Genomic DNA, 15,003 nt, shown 5'->3' with positions numbered 1-15,003 from the left:
TGGAATATTAATCGCCGTACCGTCGAGAAGTGAACACCCGGGGCCCGCCGGCCGCGTCGAACACCGTGGTGGTCGATGCGCCCACGATCAGCAGGGTGCGCATATCCACCTCGGCCGGGTCCAGCTCGGCGAGGGTGACCACCCGCACCGATTCGGCCGGACCGCCCACATCCCGCCCGATCACCACCGGGGTCTCCGGCGTGCGGTGCTCGAGTACGAGATCGCGCATGGCGGCCACCTGCCAGGTGCGCTGTGACGAGGCCGGGTTGTAGACGGCGAACGCCATATCCGCGGCGGCCACCGCGGCGATCCGCCCGGCCACCACCTCCCAGGGCTTGAGCCGATCCGAGAGCGAGATCATGGCGAAATCGTGCCCGAGCGGTGCACCCGCGCGGCTGGCCACGGCACTGGCCGCGGTCACCCCGGGCAGTACTCGGACCGGCACATCACGCCACTGCGGATCGGCCGACTCCTCGACCACCGCCGCCGCCATGGCGAATACCCCGGGATCTCCACCCGAAACAACCACGACCCTCGCACCACCCTTGGCCAGATCCAAAGCCATTGCCGCCCGCTCGGATTCGACCTTGTTGTCACTGGAATGCCGTCGCTGTCCCACCCGCTCCGGCACTCGATTCACATATGTCGCGTACCCAACGATATCGGTAGCCTCGGCCAGCGCGCGCGTCACCTCCGGCGTGGTCCACTCCGCGGCCCCGGGTCCCAGCCCGATCACCACCACCTCACCGATCGAATCGTCCTGCGCCGCGGCCGCACTCGCGGCAACGGCGAGAGCCGCGACGGTGCCGGCGACAATCGTGCTCGTCGTCGTGGCAGTGGGATCCGCGGCGGGCGCGGTTGAGGGAGCGGTGCCAGGCACCGTCACGGCACCTGTCCCGGCAGTATCCGCCGCGGGTGCGCTCGATGGAAGGATATGAACCGCAGCGGTATCGGCACCTGTGGTGCTCGTGGTCGTAACGGCGGTATCCCCTGCGGAGGTGCTTGCTCTCGGTGCGGGAGTACCGGTGGCTGCGTCGGTCGCGGCCTGCGCGGTGGCTGCGCGTGATGTCACTGCTCCGGAGGCAGTGCGGCGGGGCGTATCGACCGCGCCTGCGGATCCGGTAGTTGCGAGCGTGGATTCGGTCGATGAAGTGCCGGACATGTTGTCCGTCAGGGTGATTCGCGTGACCGGCTTCGGGCCGGGGACCACGGTGATGGCGAAGTACGGGACGCTGGCTTCGTCCACGTCGGCGGCGCGCAGGACGCGCTGGCGGGTGGAGCTGGCGCGCTCGACGTAGTAGGCGTCGGCGAGGCGGCCGGAGTCGGCGAGAGCCTGGCGGACGCCGGGGTAGGTGCGGCCGAGTTTCATGATGGCGACGCCGTCGGCCTCGCGCAGGCGGCGGGTGAGCTCGTCCGTGGGCATGGTGCCGGGCAGGACGGTGAGGACCTGATCGCCCTCGACCAGCGGGGTGCCCAGGGCGGCAGAGGCGGCGCTGACCGAGGTGACGCCGGGAATGATCTCGGTGTCGAAGTCATCGGCCAGGCGGCGGTGCATGTGCTGGAAAGAGCTGTAGAACAGCGGGTCTCCGGCCGCCAGCAGGGCGACCGAGCGTCCGGCGGCCAGATGTTCGGCCAGGCGCGCGGCGGCGGTTTCGTAGAACTCGTCGATGGCTCCCTGATAGCCACCGGGGTGATCGGTGGTCTCGGTGGTCACCGGGTAGACGAGGTGCTCTTCGAGCTGGCCCTCGCGCATATAGGGCGCCGCAATGGCGCGCGAGATGCTGCGTCCGTGCCGGGCGCTGTGGAACGCGATGACATCGGCCGCGCCGATGATCCGCGCCGCCTTGACCGTCACCAGTTCCGGATCGCCGGGGCCCAGGCCCACACCCCAGAGCTTGCCGCTCATTCTTGTTCGCTCGCAATCGCATTGAGGGCGGCGGCGGTCATGGCGCTACCGCCGCGCCGGCCACGCACGGTCAGGAATTCGATGCCGCCGTATTCGGCGAGGGCCTGCTTGGATTCGGCCGCGCCGATGAAGCCGACCGGAATGCCGAGCACGGCAGCGGGTTTCGGGGCGCCGGCGTCGAGCATGTCGAGCAGGTGGAACAGCGCGGTCGGCGCATTGCCGATGGCCACCACCGCACCTTCCATCCGATCGCGCAGCAGTTCGAGCGCCGCAACGGATCTGGTGTTGTTCATCTCGGCCGCCAGAGCGGGCACGCGCGGATCACCGAGCAGGCACAGGACCTCATTGTCGGCGGGCAGCCGCTTCCGGGTCACGCCCGAGGCGACCATATTCGCATCGCACAGAATGGGGGCACCCGCGCGCATCGCGGCCCGTGTCCTGGTCACCACATCGTTGCTGAATTCGACATCCCCGGCCAGATCCACCTGCCCGCAGGCGTGAATCATGCGCACCACCACCTGCGACACGTCCGCCGGAAAGCGGGCCAGATCCGCTTCGGCGCGAATGGTCGCGAACGAGCGCCGATAGATCTCGGCCCCGTCGGTGAGGTAGCTGGTGCGCACGTCGGACATGGGGTCCACCCTAGATTTCCGCTGCGCGTGACCTGGGGGCGGGTGGTGTCGCTCCGCGGAAATCAGGTGCGCGGGCGTTCCAGCAACCGGGACATGACGATGCTGCTGCGGGTGCGGCCGACGCGGGCGTTCTCGCGGATGCGCTCGACGGTGACCTCGATTTCGGCCATATCGGTGGCCATGACGTGCACGAGGGCGTCGGCCTCACCGGCAATCGTCCAGATACCGATCACCTGGGGGATGGGTTCGAGGCTGCGGCGCAGTTCGGCGGGGGAGATGTTGTCGCGGTAGTAGACCTCGACGTAGGCCTCGGTGCGCCAGCCCAGGGCGGCGGGATTGACCAGTGCGGTGAAACCGGTGATCTGCCCGCCCGCGACCATCTTGTCGACGCGGCGTTTGACGGCCGGGGCGGAGAGCCCGACGATCGCGCCGATCTCCTGGAAGGAGGCGCGGGCCTGCTTCAGCAGAATGGCCAGAATTCGCCGATCGAGATCGTCCACCGGTCTCTCCGTTCGCGGAAGCGTGGTGTTTTTCGCCTTGACGCAATGATTCGCCGCTAAATCATAAATCTACGCAACGATTCGCTATATCAAACGCAACGGTACGCCATTTACCTTCGGGATCAAGCATTGTCCGCGCTGTTCCCGAAGGAGCCTCGTTGACCTCCGTAGCCACGCTTCGCGCCCCCGAACCCGCAGGCATCCGCCGCCCCACTCCGCGCCGCTACCTCATGTGCCGTCCCGACCACTTCGACGTCTACTACGCGATCAATCCCTGGATGGACACCTCCGCTCCCGTGGATCGCGCGCTGGCACGGGCGCAGTGGGAGAACCTGCGCACCACCTATGAGCGGCACGGGCATGTGGTCGATGTGGTCGAGGGCGTGGCCGCCCTGCCCGATATGGTGTTCGCCGCCAATGGCGGTCTGGTGATCGGTGACCGGGCGCTGTCGGCCCGCTTCGCCAATCCCGAGCGCGCTGCCGAAGGCCCGGCGTATCACGATTGGCTTGCCGCGCAACGCTTCACCCAGGTGCTGGCCGCCCGCGAAACCAATGAGGGCGAAGGCGATTTCGCCATCGCCGGGGACCGCATTCTGGCGGGTACCGGATTCCGCAGCTCCCGCGCCGCGCACGAGGAGGTGCAGGAGTTCTTCGAATTGCCGGTCATCTCACTGGAATTGATCGATCCGCGCTTCTACCACCTCGATACCGCGCTCATGGTGCTCGACGACACCATTGCCTACTACCCGGCGGCCTTCAGCGGTGAGAGTGCGCGCCTGCTCGCGGGCATGTACCCGGATGCGCTACTGGCCACCGAGGACGATGCGAATGTGCTCGGCCTCAATGGCGTCTGCGACGGCTACCACGTCTTCATGAGCGAGCGCGCGACCGGCTTGGCGGCGCAGTTGCGGGCGCGCGGCTATGAACCGGTGGGCATCGACCTGTCGGAATTGCTGAAGGCCGGTGGCAGCGTGAAGTGCTGCACCATGGAACAGCATGCGGTCAGAACGGCAGCGTTGCCTTCCATGGACTGACCGCGGGATCGTGCAGCGGATGTGCCTGCACGAGGAAGCGCAGCAGCAGGATCGCCCCGCTGATCTGTAGTAGGGCGAGTGGAATCTCGGCGACCACCGCGGTGGTCACCGAGACCCACAGATCCTCGGGCGCGGCGGTGACGATATCGAACCAGGCATCCACCAGCAGCAGCATTCCGGTGCCGAAGGCGGGCAGTACCAGCATGACGTGCCGCCGCCACCCGAGGTAGGCCGTCGCGGCCATCATGAGCACCAGCAGCACATCGAACCCGATCCAGGTCAGCGACCAGTTGCGGGCGTGATAGTCGGCGGGCAGCGTGAGGCCCAGGTATACGAGCCAGGGGATCATGGCCAGGCATCCGCCGACCATGAGCGTCAATCGAATCCGGCGATGCAACCGCACCAGTTCGGGCCGCGGCAGCCGCGGCTCCCACACCCGCAAGCGTTTGATGAGCTCGCGCCGCTCCACATCGGACATGGCCGCGATCTCCTCATCGCCCATTCTCGAAATGGTCATGCCGACCTCCTGCACCCGATCCGTATGCCTGATCCGGACAACACTTCACGCCCTCTGAACCATCCACTCTGCGCCGGAAAGATCGCCGTGAACAGTGCGGTGGAGACTTCGCACCCCTACGGCCGGGAAGTTGTGCCGAACATGTCCGGGAAGTCGTGCCGGACAGGGCTCTCAGCCGGCCGGATCGATGCGGTAGCCGTCGCCGGTGGCGATGATGTCGGTGACCGCGCCGCGGGGCCGGCCGCAGCGGCGCTCGCAGCCGGACCAGTGCTGGCGGCCGGACGCCACGATTTCGGCGGCTTCCAGCCCTTCGCGGGCGAATTGGGGCGCTCCGGCGGGCACTACACGGCCGGATTCGACCGCCTCGGCCACATCGGCGCGTACGTCGGTCCGGGATTTCGCGCAGCCCGGCATGCCCGCGCAGGCACTGGCCAGCAGCCAGGGGGAGTGCGCATCGAAGATCAATCCCATGGGAGCGAGCACTCGCACCACCTGCTCGGCGGCCCACTCGTCGAGGTCGGCGATCACCAGACTGCGCCACGGGGTGAGCAGGATCGGCCGCTCCACGGCGGCGATGAATTCCGCGGTGCGCGCGGGCAGCGAACCGAGCGGCACCCCCGCGCCCAAGGCCACTCGATCGTCGCCCTGGGTCATCCAGCCGATCGGAATCTCGTGCCGCACACCGATTTCGATGGATTCGCCGCTGGTATCGAGTCCGGATCGAGTGGTCAGCAGTCGATCGGTGAGACGGGGACCGGCATCGGGGATCTCGTGCAGCCGCCACTGCCCGTCGCGCAGTTCGAGAAAGCCGTGCGCCGCCGCGAGCATGAGGTCGACCGCGTCGCCGGCAGACACCCGCACCCCGGAGTCCGCACCCGCCAGCAGCAGCGCATAGGTGTCGCCGTCTACCGCGTGCACGCCGATATCCCCGCCGAGCCCGCTGACATCACCGCGGCCGTCATCGAGCGTGAACAGCACGCGCCCCGGCAATGTCGCCAGCAATGGGTCGGCCTGCAATCCGGCATCGAGTGCAACAACCATTCCGTGCACATCGGCCGTGCCGCCGACCCGCCCGGCCAGCGGTGAGGCGATGATATTGCGAATCCGCTCGTGCGAGGCGCTCGGCAGCAGCCCGGCCGCGGTGAGCCGCACTTCGAGTGCGCTCGCATCGCGTACCCGCCGCAGCTGCACATTGCCGCGCGAGGTGAGTTCGATACTGCCGTCGGCCAGTTCGCGCGCCGCCTCGGCGAGCGCCTGCAATTGCTGCGGGGCGAGCTGCCCGCCGGGCACGCGAATACGCGCGAGGGGCCCGTCGGCGGCATCGTGCAGACGCAGCACGCCCGGGCAGGAATCGGGATCTGTTCGGGTCATGACCGGTCAAGCCTACGGTGACCGGCGGTGCGGGAGATTATCGAGGTCCGTGCTGCGCTTGCCATTCCGGCCAACCGGCCTGGTGCGGTTCGATCGAGCTCGGGACACCGCGGCGCAGCGCGAAGGCCGGTGATGTTTCCCAGGTGTCCTGGAGCAGGTTCGGGGTGTTGTGGTGATCGAGGTGGTCCCGGTGCACGGTGGTCAGCTGCACCGTGATCCCGAAGAGAGCCGTGGCGGCGAAGATGATGCCCGCGAGCATCGCGTACCGCGTATTGCCACTGCCGGCGGCGACCAAAGTCATGCCCAGCATTGCGAAGGCAACCAATGCGCAAAGATATCCTGACCAGGCAGCGAATCGATTCCGCCTGACCCATCCTGGAGTGTTCGGCATACGGGCAGCGTACGCGCGGATTTCATAGCGGAACAGCATTGCCGACCAGGCTTTGCCGCACTGTGATCAGGGCGCGATAGCATCGGCGGGCTCGTCGGACGGAAGTAGCCGGTGCAATTCCGGTGCGGTCGCGCCACTGTGACAGTCAGACCTTCCCGTCGAGCGCCACACCGTGCTGGGCGCGTCACCCGAGGAAGGCCGAAACCTGTGATTTTGCTGCTGTCCACGTCCGATACCGATCTGCTGAGCGCACGTGCCAGTGGAGCCGAGTATCGGCTCGCCAATCCCGCGCGACTGCTGCCGGAGGATCTGCCGGCGCTGCTCGACGGCGCCGATCTGGTGATCGTGCGCATTCTCGGTGGTAAGCGGGCGTGGGAGGAAGGTCTGGAGGCGGTGCGCGCCAGCGGGACTCCGCTGGTCGCGCTCGGCGGTGAGATCGCACCCGATGCCGAGCTCATGGAGTGCTCCACCGTGCCCGGCGGTGTGGCCGCCGATGCGCACAACTATCTGGCGGCCGGTGGCCCCGGAAACCTCTTGCAGCTGCACAACTTCCTCTCCGACACCGTGCTGCTCACCGGATTCGGTTTCGAGCCGCCGGTGGAGCTGCCCAGCTGGGGCCGGCTGGAACGGGATGCGCGCCCGGTAGCCGAGGGTGCGCCGACGGTGGCGGTCGTCTACTACCGCGCGCAGCATCTGGCCGGGAACACCGGTTATATCGATGCGCTGTGCCGGGCCATCGAGGACAAGGGCGCGCGGGCGCTGCCGGTGTACTGCGCCTCGCTGCGGACCGCCGAGACCGATCTGCTGGCGGAGCTGCGCCAGGCGGACGCGCTCATCGTGACCGTGCTCGCCGCCGGCGGTACCAAACCGGCCACGGCGTCGGCCGGTGGTGATGACGAGGCCTGGGATGTGGGCGCGCTCGCCGATCTGGATGTGCCGATCCTGCAGGGGCTCTGCCTCACCAGCGGCCGCGAGCAGTGGCAGGCCAATGACGACGGCCTCTCACCGCTGGACGTCGCCACCCAGGTGGCGGTGCCGGAGTTCGACGGCCGCATCATCACGGTGCCGTTCTCGTTCAAGGAGTTCGACGCCGACGGCCTGTCCACCTATGTGCCCGACCCGGAGCGCGCTGCCCGCGTGGCCGGAATCGCGGTGCGGTACGCGCGACTTCGGCATATTCCCAATGCGGACAAGCACATTGCCCTGGTGTTGTCGGCCTACCCGACCAAGCATGCCCGCATCGGCAATGCCGTCGGGCTGGACACTCCGGCCAGCGCGATTCGGATTCTCGATGAACTGCGTTCCGCCGGTTACTATCTCGGCGAGCCGGGGGAGATCCCCGGACTGGAGGAGGGTGACGGCGACAAGCTCATCCACGCGCTGATCGCCGCCGGTGGTCAGGATCCGGACTGGCTGACCGCGGAACAGTTGGAGGGCAACCCGATTCGCATCGGCGCCGATACCTACGGCGCCTGGTTCGCCACGCTGCCGGAGGATCTGCGCGAGGGCGTCACGCAGGCGTGGGGCGCCGCACCCGGCGAACTGTATGTGGATCGCTCCGCCGATCCGAAGGGCGAGATCGTCATCGCCGCACTGCGTTTCGGCAATATTGTGCTGATCGTGCAGCCGCCGCGCGGTTTCGGGGAGAACCCGGTCGCCATCTACCACGATCCGGATCTGCCGCCGAGCCACCACTATCTGGCCGCCTACCGCTGGCTGGCCGCGCCCGACGGGTTCGCCGCCGACGCCATGGTGCACCTGGGCAAGCACGGCAACCTGGAATGGCTGCCGGGCAAGACCCTCGGCATGTCCGCCTCCTGCGGCACCGATGCGGCGCTCGGGGATCTGCCGCTCATCTACCCGTTCCTGGTGAACGATCCGGGCGAGGGCACACAGGCCAAGCGCCGCGCCCACGCCACCCTGGTCGATCATCTGATTCCGCCCATGGCGCGCGCCGAAAGCTACGGTGATATCTCGCGTTTGGAGCAGCTGCTCGATGAGCACGCCAATATCTCCACCCTCGATCCGGCCAAGCTGCCCGCCATCCGCCAGCAGATCTGGACGCTCATGCGCGCGGCCAAGATGGACCACGACCTCGGGCTGGCCGAGCGGCCGGACGAGGACGTCTTCGACGATATGCTGCTGCACGTCGACGGCTGGCTGTGCGAGATCAAGGATGTGCAGATCCGCGACGGCCTGCACATTCTCGGCCAGGCGCCCGCCGGTGAGGCCGAGGTCGATCTGGTGCTCGCCATGCTGCGCGCCCGCCAGCTGTGGGGCGGCGAGGTGAATGTGCCGGGTCTGCGAGAAGCGCTGGGGCTCAGCGAAAGTGGTGACGAATCGCGCGAGCGCGTCGATACCGTCGAGGCCCGCGCCCGGGAACTGGTCGCGGCCATGCAGGAGGTCGACTGGGATGTCGATTCCATCGACGCCGTCACCGAGGACCTGGTCGGCACCGAGGATGCCGCGCGACTGGACGTAGTGCGCCGGGTGATGGGATTCGCTGCGACAGAAGTGGTTCCGCGACTGCGCCAGACCGGGATCGAGATCACCCGTATTCTGCACGCGCTCAATGGCGGGTTCATTCCGGCCGGGCCCAGCGGTTCGCCGCTGCGCGGGCTCATCAATGTGCTGCCCACCGGCCGCAATTTCTACTCGGTGGATCCCAAGGCCGTCCCCTCGCGGCTGGCCTGGGAAACCGGTCAGGCCATGGCGGATTCGCTGCTGGCGCGTTATCTCGCCGATCACGGCGAATATCCGCGCTCCGTGGGCCTTTCGGTATGGGGCACCTCCGCCATGCGCACCTCCGGCGACGATATCGCCGAGGTTTTCGCGCTGCTCGGTGTGCGCCCGGTCTGGGACGAGGCCAGCCGCCGCGTCACCACGCTGGCGGCGATCGATCTCGCGGAGCTGGGCCGTCCGCGCATCGATGTGACCGTGCGCATCAGCGGCTTCTTCCGCGATGCCTTCCCACATGTGCTGGCGCTGCTCGATGACGCGGTACGCCTGGTCGCCGAGCTCGATGAGCCCGCCGAATCCAATTACGTTCGCGCACATGCCCAGGCGGATCTGGCCGAGCACGGCGATGAGCGCCGCGCCACCACCCGCATCTTCGGATCCAAGCCGGGCACCTACGGTGCGGGCCTGCTGCAGCTCATCGATTCCAAGAGCTGGCGCACCGATGACGATCTGGCGCAGGTCTACACGGCCTGGGGCGGTTTCGCCTACGGCCGCGATCTCGACGGTGCGCCGGCCGCCGACGATATGCGCACCGCCTATCGCCGAATCGCGGTGGCGGCCAAGAACACCGACACCCGCGAACACGATATCGCCGACTCCGACGACTATTTCCAGTACCACGGCGGCATGGTGGCCGCGGTGCGCGCGCTCACCGGTAAGAATCCCGAGGCGTATATCGGCGACAGCACCCGGCCGGATGCGGTGCGCACCCGCACGCTGTCCGAAGAGACCGCTCGGGTATTCCGGGCCCGCGTGGTGAATCCGCGCTGGCTCGAGGCCATGCGCCGGCACGGTTACAAGGGCGCGTTCGAAATGGCCGCCACGGTCGACTATCTGTTCGGCTACGACGCCACCACCAATGTGGTCGCCGACTGGATGTACGAAAAGCTGGCCGAGAGTTATGTATTCGACGAGGTGAATCGCAAGTTCATGGAGCAGTCGAATCCGTGGGCGCTGCACGGCATTGCAGAGCGTTTGCTGGAGGCGGCCGAGCGCAAGCTCTGGGAGGCTCCGGAGGCCGATACGCTGGAGCGTCTGCGCCAGGTCTACCTGGAAACCGAAGGCGAACTGGAATAAGCGAATTCCGCTTCACGCGGTGTGATGGGTTGTCCGCAGAGGACATCGGCGGACAACCCGGACACCTGTTCTACCCTCGGAGTGAGTCTGAGAGGACCATAAGAATGGTTCCCTCGTCATACTCGGGGAGGCATCGATAGCCGAGGCGCCGGGAACTCCAACCACACTAGTGGGTTTGATAATTAGATGTGGATTCCTTGATTCGCCGCGTGAATCCGGTACGCGCAATCGAGTCGTAGTCTCCGGCGTTCGCTGTGTCATCGATGACACGGAATGCGCCTACTCGATCGTGCGGTGAATCGGCTCTTTCGAATGCAGGTAGTCATTATGAGAATCGCCAAAATCGCCGCTACAACACTTCTTTCGATTGCCGCGCTCTGTGTCGCGACGGTCACCGCCCATGGTGAGCCGGTCCTGGCGCAACCGGGCATCAGTGGTGTCGATCGAGGGGTCGAGTACACCACCAGCCTGGCGCCCGATCGCTCCGCCGTCACCACCACTCTCGCCGGTGGCCACTTCGAACTGGCCGGCGGGACGGTGAATGTGATCGGACCCGATGGTGCGTCCATCGCATCGCTACCGCTGGCGTACCAGCTGGCCGATCGGTCGCTGAACGTGGTACCCGAAATCGACTCCACCGGTACGACATTGACCGTGCGTCCCGAGAACGCGGCCGATATCGCCGCGCCGACGGTGCAGACGGTCGCGCTACAGAACGTGGCCAATGCCGGATCGATCGTGGGCGGGGCGGTCATCGGCTGCATCGTCGGCGCCGTGGTCGGTTTCTTCTTCTTCGTGGTCGGAGCCATTGTCGGCTGCGGCGTGGGTGGCCTGCTCGGCGCGATCATCGCCGGAGATCAGCCCTGAGGTGAGCACGGCCGTGCCAGGGCAGCACCTGGCCGTGCGTATGGCGGACCGCCGGACCGGGCGACCGGCCCGGCGGTTCGACCGTGACGCCGTACGACTGTGGTCGTAGCCGCACGTGCGCTTGCGGACGGATGCCGTCGCGGTACGGCGGGCATACCGTTCGATCATGACTTGGAACGATGTGGCTCAGGCCAAATACGCCCTGCTCACCACGTACAAGAAGGACGGCACCCCGGTCGCGACCCCGGTCTGGGTGGCCCCGGACGGCGCCCGCATCCTGGTGTGGACCAATCCGAAAACCTGGAAGGTCAAGCGAATTCGCCGCAATCCGCAGGTGACCGTGCAGATCTGCGATAACCGGGGCCGGCCGCGCGGGGCGGAGATCCTGCCCGGCACCGCCGAGGTTCTGGACCCGGCGGGCACCGAACTCGTACGCACCGTGGTGGGACGCAAGTACGGCCTGCTCGGCACGCTCGCCATCCGCGGTCACAAACTCGTGCTGGGCGCGGACCGGTCGGTAGGCCTGGCGATCATTCCGCAGAGCTAGGCGCGATCGCCGAGTTCGCGGACCATGTCGATGCCGCGGCCGAGGTTGTCGAGCTTGTCGTGCAGGGTGTCACCGGCCGGGTAGAGGCGCACGGTGTCCACCCCGGTGTCCCGCCAGACCCGCAGCCGTTCGCGCACCCGCTCCTCGGTGCCGATGAGTGTGGTGGCCAGGACCATATCGTCGGTGATCAGGGCGGCCGCACCGTCGCGGTCACCGCTCTGCCAGCGTTCGCGGACCCGTTCGGCGACATCCGCCCAGCCCTGGCGGCTGTAGGCATTGTTGTAGTAGTTGGTGGATCCGGAACCCATACCGCCGAGTGAGAAGGCGAGCTCTTTCTTACGGTTGCCGAGGATTTCGGCCAGCTGTGCCTCACCGTCGACGATATTGATCTCCGCGCCCTGGCAGATATCGAGGTCGGCGCGGGTGCGCCCGGAACGGGCCAGCCCGTCGTCGAGATGGGTGAAGTAGGCGTCCGCGCCCTCGGGAACGAAGCTGGTGCCGAGCCAGCCGTCGGCGAGTTCGCCGGTGAGCTCCAGCATCTTCGGGGACAGTGTCGCAAGGTAGATCGGCACCGAGACCGGCGGCATGCTCGAGCGCATCGGGCGGCTCTCGCCCGGCAGCGGGATGGTGAACTGCCTGCCCTGGTAGCTGATCTTATTGCCCGTGAACACCTGTCGAATGATCTCGACGGTTTCGCGCATGCGCGTCAGCGGCCGTGCGAACGGAACTCCGTGCAGCCCTTCGATGACCTGTGGTCCGGAGGCTCCGAGGCCGAGCAGGAACCTGCCTTCCGAGAGCTGCGCCAGGGTCATGGCGGTCTGCGCGATGGTGACGGGGGAGCGGGTGCCGAGCTGAATAATGCCGGAGCCCAGCAGGATTCGCTCCGTGCGCGCCGCCAGAAACCCCAGCGGCGTGGGTGCGTCGGTACCCCACGCCTCGGCCACCCAGCAGATATCGAGCCCGAGTTTCTCGGCCTCGACCACGAAGTCGGTGAGATCGCGCCAGCTGCCCGCCGAGCCTTCGATCGTTGTCGCGGTGCGCATTACGCCTCCTGCTCCATGAGGGTCTTGATGGCGGCGAGGTTGGCTTCCATACCGCTCTCGAATTCGCGCAGGCGGACGAAGACGATCTTCTGCTCCTTGTCGGGCATGGCATCGATGGCGTAACTGAGGCCGGATCGGGCCGGGCCCATTTGCGTCCACTGCTCCAGCACGGTGCCCGAGCCCTCCGGCCGGAGCGTGAATCGCCAAATGCTGGAAGGGTATTCGGGCGCGCCGACGGCCCAGGCGAAGCTGTGTTCCGGCTCGCAGGTCACGATCGTGCTGATCGTCTCCCAGCTGCCGAGTGCGTCGTGCTCGTTCTGCCCGGCGAACCGGGCGCCCGGCGCGGGTCCGCTCGCCTCGTCGAGCCAGTGCACGCTCCGCAGTTCCGCGCTCAGCCGGGGCATGAGCTGTATATCGCTGACGCACTCCCACACCCGGCGCGGCGAGGCCTCGATGTACGTCTGTGCCGCCACTGTCGGGGTGTCCGCGTACACCTGTCCGGTCCATTCCACAGCGAGCTCCTTCCATCCGTTGACGTCCATAGTTGCGTAGATAGACCCACTGGTGCAAGAGCTGTCCACACGTCTTATCTGCTGAGTCTCGAAGAGAGACTCGCTAGGATGACGGTATGAAGCGCACGTCGTTCGCGAACTGGCCCTGCTCGGTGGCGCGCACCATGGATCTGCTCGGCGACTGGTGGACGCCGCTGGTGCTGCGTGAGGCGTTCTACGGTATTCGCCGCTTCGACGAGTTCCAGCAGGAATTGGGTATTGCCCGCAATACGCTCTCGGAGCGGCTGCGCCGGCTGGTCGAGGCGGGACTGCTGGAGAAGCAGGTCTACGAGACCATGCCCGTCCGGCACGAGTATGTGCTGACCGAGTCCGGGCGAGATTTCTACGGCGTGCTGCTGGCGATGACGGCGTGGGGTGATCGCTGGCTCTCGGGGGAGGCGGGTCCGCCCGTCGTCACCCGGCACGAGAGCTGCGGCCACGACGCCGACGCGCAGGTGGTCTGCTCACACTGCGGGGAACGCCTCGAATGGCCGGATGTCACAGCGCGGCCCGGACCCGGCTATCCGCCGAAACTCTTGGCGCGCCCCGATGTTCGGCGCAGATTCGGGCTCGACGACGCTGCGCGGCCGGCCGAATCGAATCGCCCGGCCGGCTGAGTACGAGTCGAACAGCGACCGTCAGACGTCGGCGGTGATCTCGATGCCGACCGTGCCGTCCTTGCCGCGCCGCAACGTGCTGGCTCCGACAACGAGCAGGCCCTGCAATCCGTAACGGCGCTTGATCAGCCCGCGCACTCGCTCGCTGCCCGCCCCGTCCAGCACGGTGGCCTTGGCCTGCACGATCTCACCCGAGGCCTTGCCGCGCACATCGCACGGTTGCACCGTGACCTGCGGATTACGCCGCGCGCGCTTGACCTTCCAGCTGTCGGCGACCGTCCAGACGTAGAGGCGGCCATCGTCGAGCGCCGCCCAGATCGGCGTGCCGACGGGGGTGCCGTCCTTCTTGAAGGTGGTCAGCAGGACGTACTTGGCGGTCCCCGCGGGGCCGAACGGATTATCCACGCCCGCAGCCTATCCGGTGGCGGGGACGGCAGCAGATCCGCTGACGGTTATAGGCGCGTGTCGCCGCGGGCTCCTGGGCGGTAGTGCCGCACTGCCTGCTCAGGCGGTGGGGGCGGCGACCATGCGCCGGGCGACGGCGGCGTAGTCGGCGCCGATCTGGTCGGGGGTGCGGCGGTAGCCGGGGTGATACCAGCGGGCCGTGTCGACGCAGAGGGAGAGCAGGGCCAGGGCGGTCGAGCCGGAATCGGTGATATCGAATTCGCCCGCCGCGGCGCCCTCGGCGACCAGATCGCGAATCACGCGATAGATGGCGTGCTGGACGGAGACGACCTCGGCGTGGTGCTCGGGGGTGAGGTCGGTCAGATGGTGCAGCACCACGCGCGCGGGGGCATTGTGCTCGGCGTGCCAGACCGTGAGGTCGTGCACGGTCGCGGCCAGGCGGTCCGCGGCGGTGCCCGGCCGACCGGCGGCGGTGGCGGCGACCTGTTCGGTCAGCCGCATGGAGGACAGGGAAATGCTGTGCAGCACAGCCTCTTTCGATCGGAAATGCACATACAGCCCGGCGGGGCTGAGGCCGGCGCGGGCGGCGATATCGCGGGTGGTCGTGGCGTGGAAACCGCGTTCGGAGAAGGCTTCGACGGCGGCGAGGAAGACCCGGCGCTGCCCCTGCGGATAGCGCCGCTCGGAAGGCTCGAAACTCGCGAGCGCGGTGGCAGGGGTCGCTTTGCCACCGGGCGGGTGGCCGGCGACCGGAACCGCGTCGGCCGGTGTGTGGTCTATACCCATCGAAACATTATCGCGCGGAG

General features: G+C 67.4%; 15 protein-coding genes. 5 read left to right on the top strand and 10 right to left on the bottom strand.

Going from position 1 to position 15,003, the window contains the following annotated elements:
- Nucleotides 1-7: 7 nt before the first annotated feature.
- The 3 genes from cobJ to ABZX86_RS09170 all read right to left on the bottom strand — a co-directional run bounded on the left by cobJ (nucleotide 8) and on the right by ABZX86_RS09170 (nucleotide 3,038).
- Nucleotides 8-1,906 carry a precorrin-3B C(17)-methyltransferase gene (gene cobJ, locus ABZX86_RS09180; RefSeq protein WP_355121672.1) on the bottom strand — a complete coding sequence of 633 codons (1,899 nt, stop codon included), beginning with the start codon at nucleotides 1,904-1,906 and terminating at the stop codon, nucleotides 8-10.
- Nucleotides 1,903-2,538, bottom strand: a complete 636-nt coding sequence (locus ABZX86_RS09175) for a precorrin-8X methylmutase (RefSeq protein WP_355121670.1) — start codon at nucleotides 2,536-2,538, stop codon at nucleotides 1,903-1,905. The genes cobJ and ABZX86_RS09175 overlap by 4 nt, the downstream gene beginning before the upstream one ends.
- Nucleotides 2,539-2,600: 62 nt before the next feature.
- Nucleotides 2,601-3,038, bottom strand: a complete 438-nt coding sequence (locus ABZX86_RS09170; RefSeq protein WP_327139704.1) for an Lrp/AsnC family transcriptional regulator — start codon at nucleotides 3,036-3,038, stop codon at nucleotides 2,601-2,603.
- 158 nt (nucleotides 3,039-3,196) lie between these two features.
- On the opposite strand from ABZX86_RS09170, the gene ddaH reads away from it, so the two are divergent.
- On the top strand, nucleotides 3,197-4,072 hold the full coding sequence (gene ddaH / locus ABZX86_RS09165; protein ID WP_355121668.1) for a dimethylargininase: 876 nt from the start codon (nucleotides 3,197-3,199) through the stop codon (nucleotides 4,070-4,072).
- On the opposite strand, the gene ABZX86_RS09160 is transcribed toward ddaH, so the two are convergent.
- The 3 genes from ABZX86_RS09160 to ABZX86_RS09150 all read right to left on the bottom strand — a co-directional run bounded on the left by ABZX86_RS09160 (nucleotide 4,041) and on the right by ABZX86_RS09150 (nucleotide 6,285).
- Nucleotides 4,041-4,589 carry a hypothetical protein gene (locus ABZX86_RS09160; protein ID WP_355121666.1) on the bottom strand — a complete coding sequence of 183 codons (549 nt, stop codon included), beginning with the start codon at nucleotides 4,587-4,589 and terminating at the stop codon, nucleotides 4,041-4,043. The two genes, ddaH and ABZX86_RS09160, sit on opposite strands and share 32 nt — an antisense overlap.
- Before the next feature lie 171 nt (nucleotides 4,590-4,760).
- Nucleotides 4,761-5,960 (bottom strand): precorrin-3B synthase, encoded by a 1,200-nt coding sequence (cobG, locus tag ABZX86_RS09155; RefSeq protein WP_355121664.1) that lies wholly within the window; start codon nucleotides 5,958-5,960, stop codon nucleotides 4,761-4,763.
- A gap of 37 nt (nucleotides 5,961-5,997) precedes the next feature.
- Nucleotides 5,998-6,285: a hypothetical protein gene (locus ABZX86_RS09150; protein WP_327139700.1), complete on the bottom strand. Its 288-nt coding sequence runs from the start codon at nucleotides 6,283-6,285 to the stop codon at nucleotides 5,998-6,000.
- A 273-nt stretch (nucleotides 6,286-6,558) separates the two neighbouring features.
- Here ABZX86_RS09150 and cobN point away from each other — a divergent pair, with 273 nt between their 5' ends.
- The 3 genes from cobN to ABZX86_RS09135 all read left to right on the top strand — a co-directional run bounded on the left by cobN (nucleotide 6,559) and on the right by ABZX86_RS09135 (nucleotide 11,581).
- A complete protein-coding gene (gene cobN / locus ABZX86_RS09145) occupies nucleotides 6,559-10,167 on the top strand; it encodes a cobaltochelatase subunit CobN (protein ID WP_355121662.1) in 3,609 nt (1,202 codons plus the stop codon).
- 327 nt (nucleotides 10,168-10,494) lie between these two features.
- Entirely contained in the window at nucleotides 10,495-11,034 is a 540-nt protein-coding gene (locus tag ABZX86_RS09140) for a hypothetical protein (protein ID WP_355121660.1), read from the top strand.
- 166 nt (nucleotides 11,035-11,200) lie between these two features.
- Nucleotides 11,201-11,581, top strand: a complete 381-nt coding sequence (locus tag ABZX86_RS09135) for a PPOX class F420-dependent oxidoreductase (protein WP_355121658.1) — start codon at nucleotides 11,201-11,203, stop codon at nucleotides 11,579-11,581.
- Here ABZX86_RS09135 and ABZX86_RS09130 read toward each other — a convergent pair.
- Together ABZX86_RS09130 and ABZX86_RS09125 are read right to left on the bottom strand one after the other, a co-directional pair.
- Nucleotides 11,578-12,624, bottom strand: a complete 1,047-nt coding sequence (locus ABZX86_RS09130; protein WP_355121656.1) for an LLM class flavin-dependent oxidoreductase — start codon at nucleotides 12,622-12,624, stop codon at nucleotides 11,578-11,580. The genes ABZX86_RS09135 and ABZX86_RS09130 overlap by 4 nt on opposite strands.
- Nucleotides 12,624-13,136, bottom strand: a complete 513-nt coding sequence (locus ABZX86_RS09125) for an SRPBCC family protein (RefSeq protein WP_355121654.1) — start codon at nucleotides 13,134-13,136, stop codon at nucleotides 12,624-12,626. Before ABZX86_RS09125 ends, ABZX86_RS09130 begins: the two co-directional genes overlap by 1 nt.
- 116 nt (nucleotides 13,137-13,252) lie before the next feature.
- On the opposite strand from ABZX86_RS09125, the gene ABZX86_RS09120 reads away from it, so the two are divergent.
- Nucleotides 13,253-13,792 carry a helix-turn-helix domain-containing protein gene (locus tag ABZX86_RS09120; protein ID WP_355121652.1) on the top strand — a complete coding sequence of 180 codons (540 nt, stop codon included), beginning with the start codon at nucleotides 13,253-13,255 and terminating at the stop codon, nucleotides 13,790-13,792.
- Nucleotides 13,793-13,813: 21 nt separating this feature from the next.
- Here ABZX86_RS09120 and ABZX86_RS09115 read toward each other — a convergent pair whose 3' ends face one another.
- Both ABZX86_RS09115 and ABZX86_RS09110 read right to left on the bottom strand, forming a co-directional pair.
- A complete protein-coding gene (locus ABZX86_RS09115; protein WP_355121650.1) occupies nucleotides 13,814-14,197 on the bottom strand; it encodes a PPOX class F420-dependent oxidoreductase in 384 nt (127 codons plus the stop codon).
- Nucleotides 14,198-14,296: 99 nt separating this feature from the next.
- Nucleotides 14,297-14,983 (bottom strand): TetR/AcrR family transcriptional regulator, encoded by a 687-nt coding sequence (locus ABZX86_RS09110; RefSeq protein WP_355121648.1) that lies wholly within the window; start codon nucleotides 14,981-14,983, stop codon nucleotides 14,297-14,299.
- Nucleotides 14,984-15,003: the final 20 nt, after the last annotated feature.

This window comes from Nocardia sp. NPDC006630 (genome assembly GCF_040611495.1).
In the GTDB taxonomy this organism is placed as follows: domain Bacteria; phylum Actinomycetota; class Actinomycetes; order Mycobacteriales; family Mycobacteriaceae; genus Nocardia.
The sequence above is the reverse complement of the archived record's forward strand: the minus strand, read 5'-3'. Positions and strand labels throughout refer to the sequence as shown.

Bases quoted from the DNA above. Each gene is read 5' to 3' on its own strand.
- ABZX86_RS09160 (WP_355121666.1), bottom strand. From the start codon at position 4,589: ATGACCATTTCGAGAATGGGCGATGAGGAGATCGCGGCCATGTCCGAT.
- ABZX86_RS09130 (WP_355121656.1), bottom strand. From the start codon at position 12,624: ATGCGCACCGCGACAACGATCGAAGGCTCGGCGGGCAGCTGGCGCGAT.
- ABZX86_RS09135 (WP_355121658.1), top strand. From the start codon at position 11,201: ATGACTTGGAACGATGTGGCTCAGGCCAAATACGCCCTGCTCACCACG.
- ABZX86_RS09120 (WP_355121652.1), top strand. From the start codon at position 13,253: ATGAAGCGCACGTCGTTCGCGAACTGGCCCTGCTCGGTGGCGCGCACC.
- cobG (WP_355121664.1), bottom strand. From the start codon at position 5,960: ATGACCCGAACAGATCCCGATTCCTGCCCGGGCGTGCTGCGTCTGCAC.
- ABZX86_RS09175 (WP_355121670.1), bottom strand. From the start codon at position 2,538: ATGTCCGACGTGCGCACCAGCTACCTCACCGACGGGGCCGAGATCTAT.
- ABZX86_RS09110 (WP_355121648.1), bottom strand. From the start codon at position 14,983: ATGGGTATAGACCACACACCGGCCGACGCGGTTCCGGTCGCCGGCCAC.
- cobJ (WP_355121672.1), bottom strand. From the start codon at position 1,906: ATGAGCGGCAAGCTCTGGGGTGTGGGCCTGGGCCCCGGCGATCCGGAA.
- ABZX86_RS09140 (WP_355121660.1), top strand. From the start codon at position 10,495: ATGAGAATCGCCAAAATCGCCGCTACAACACTTCTTTCGATTGCCGCG.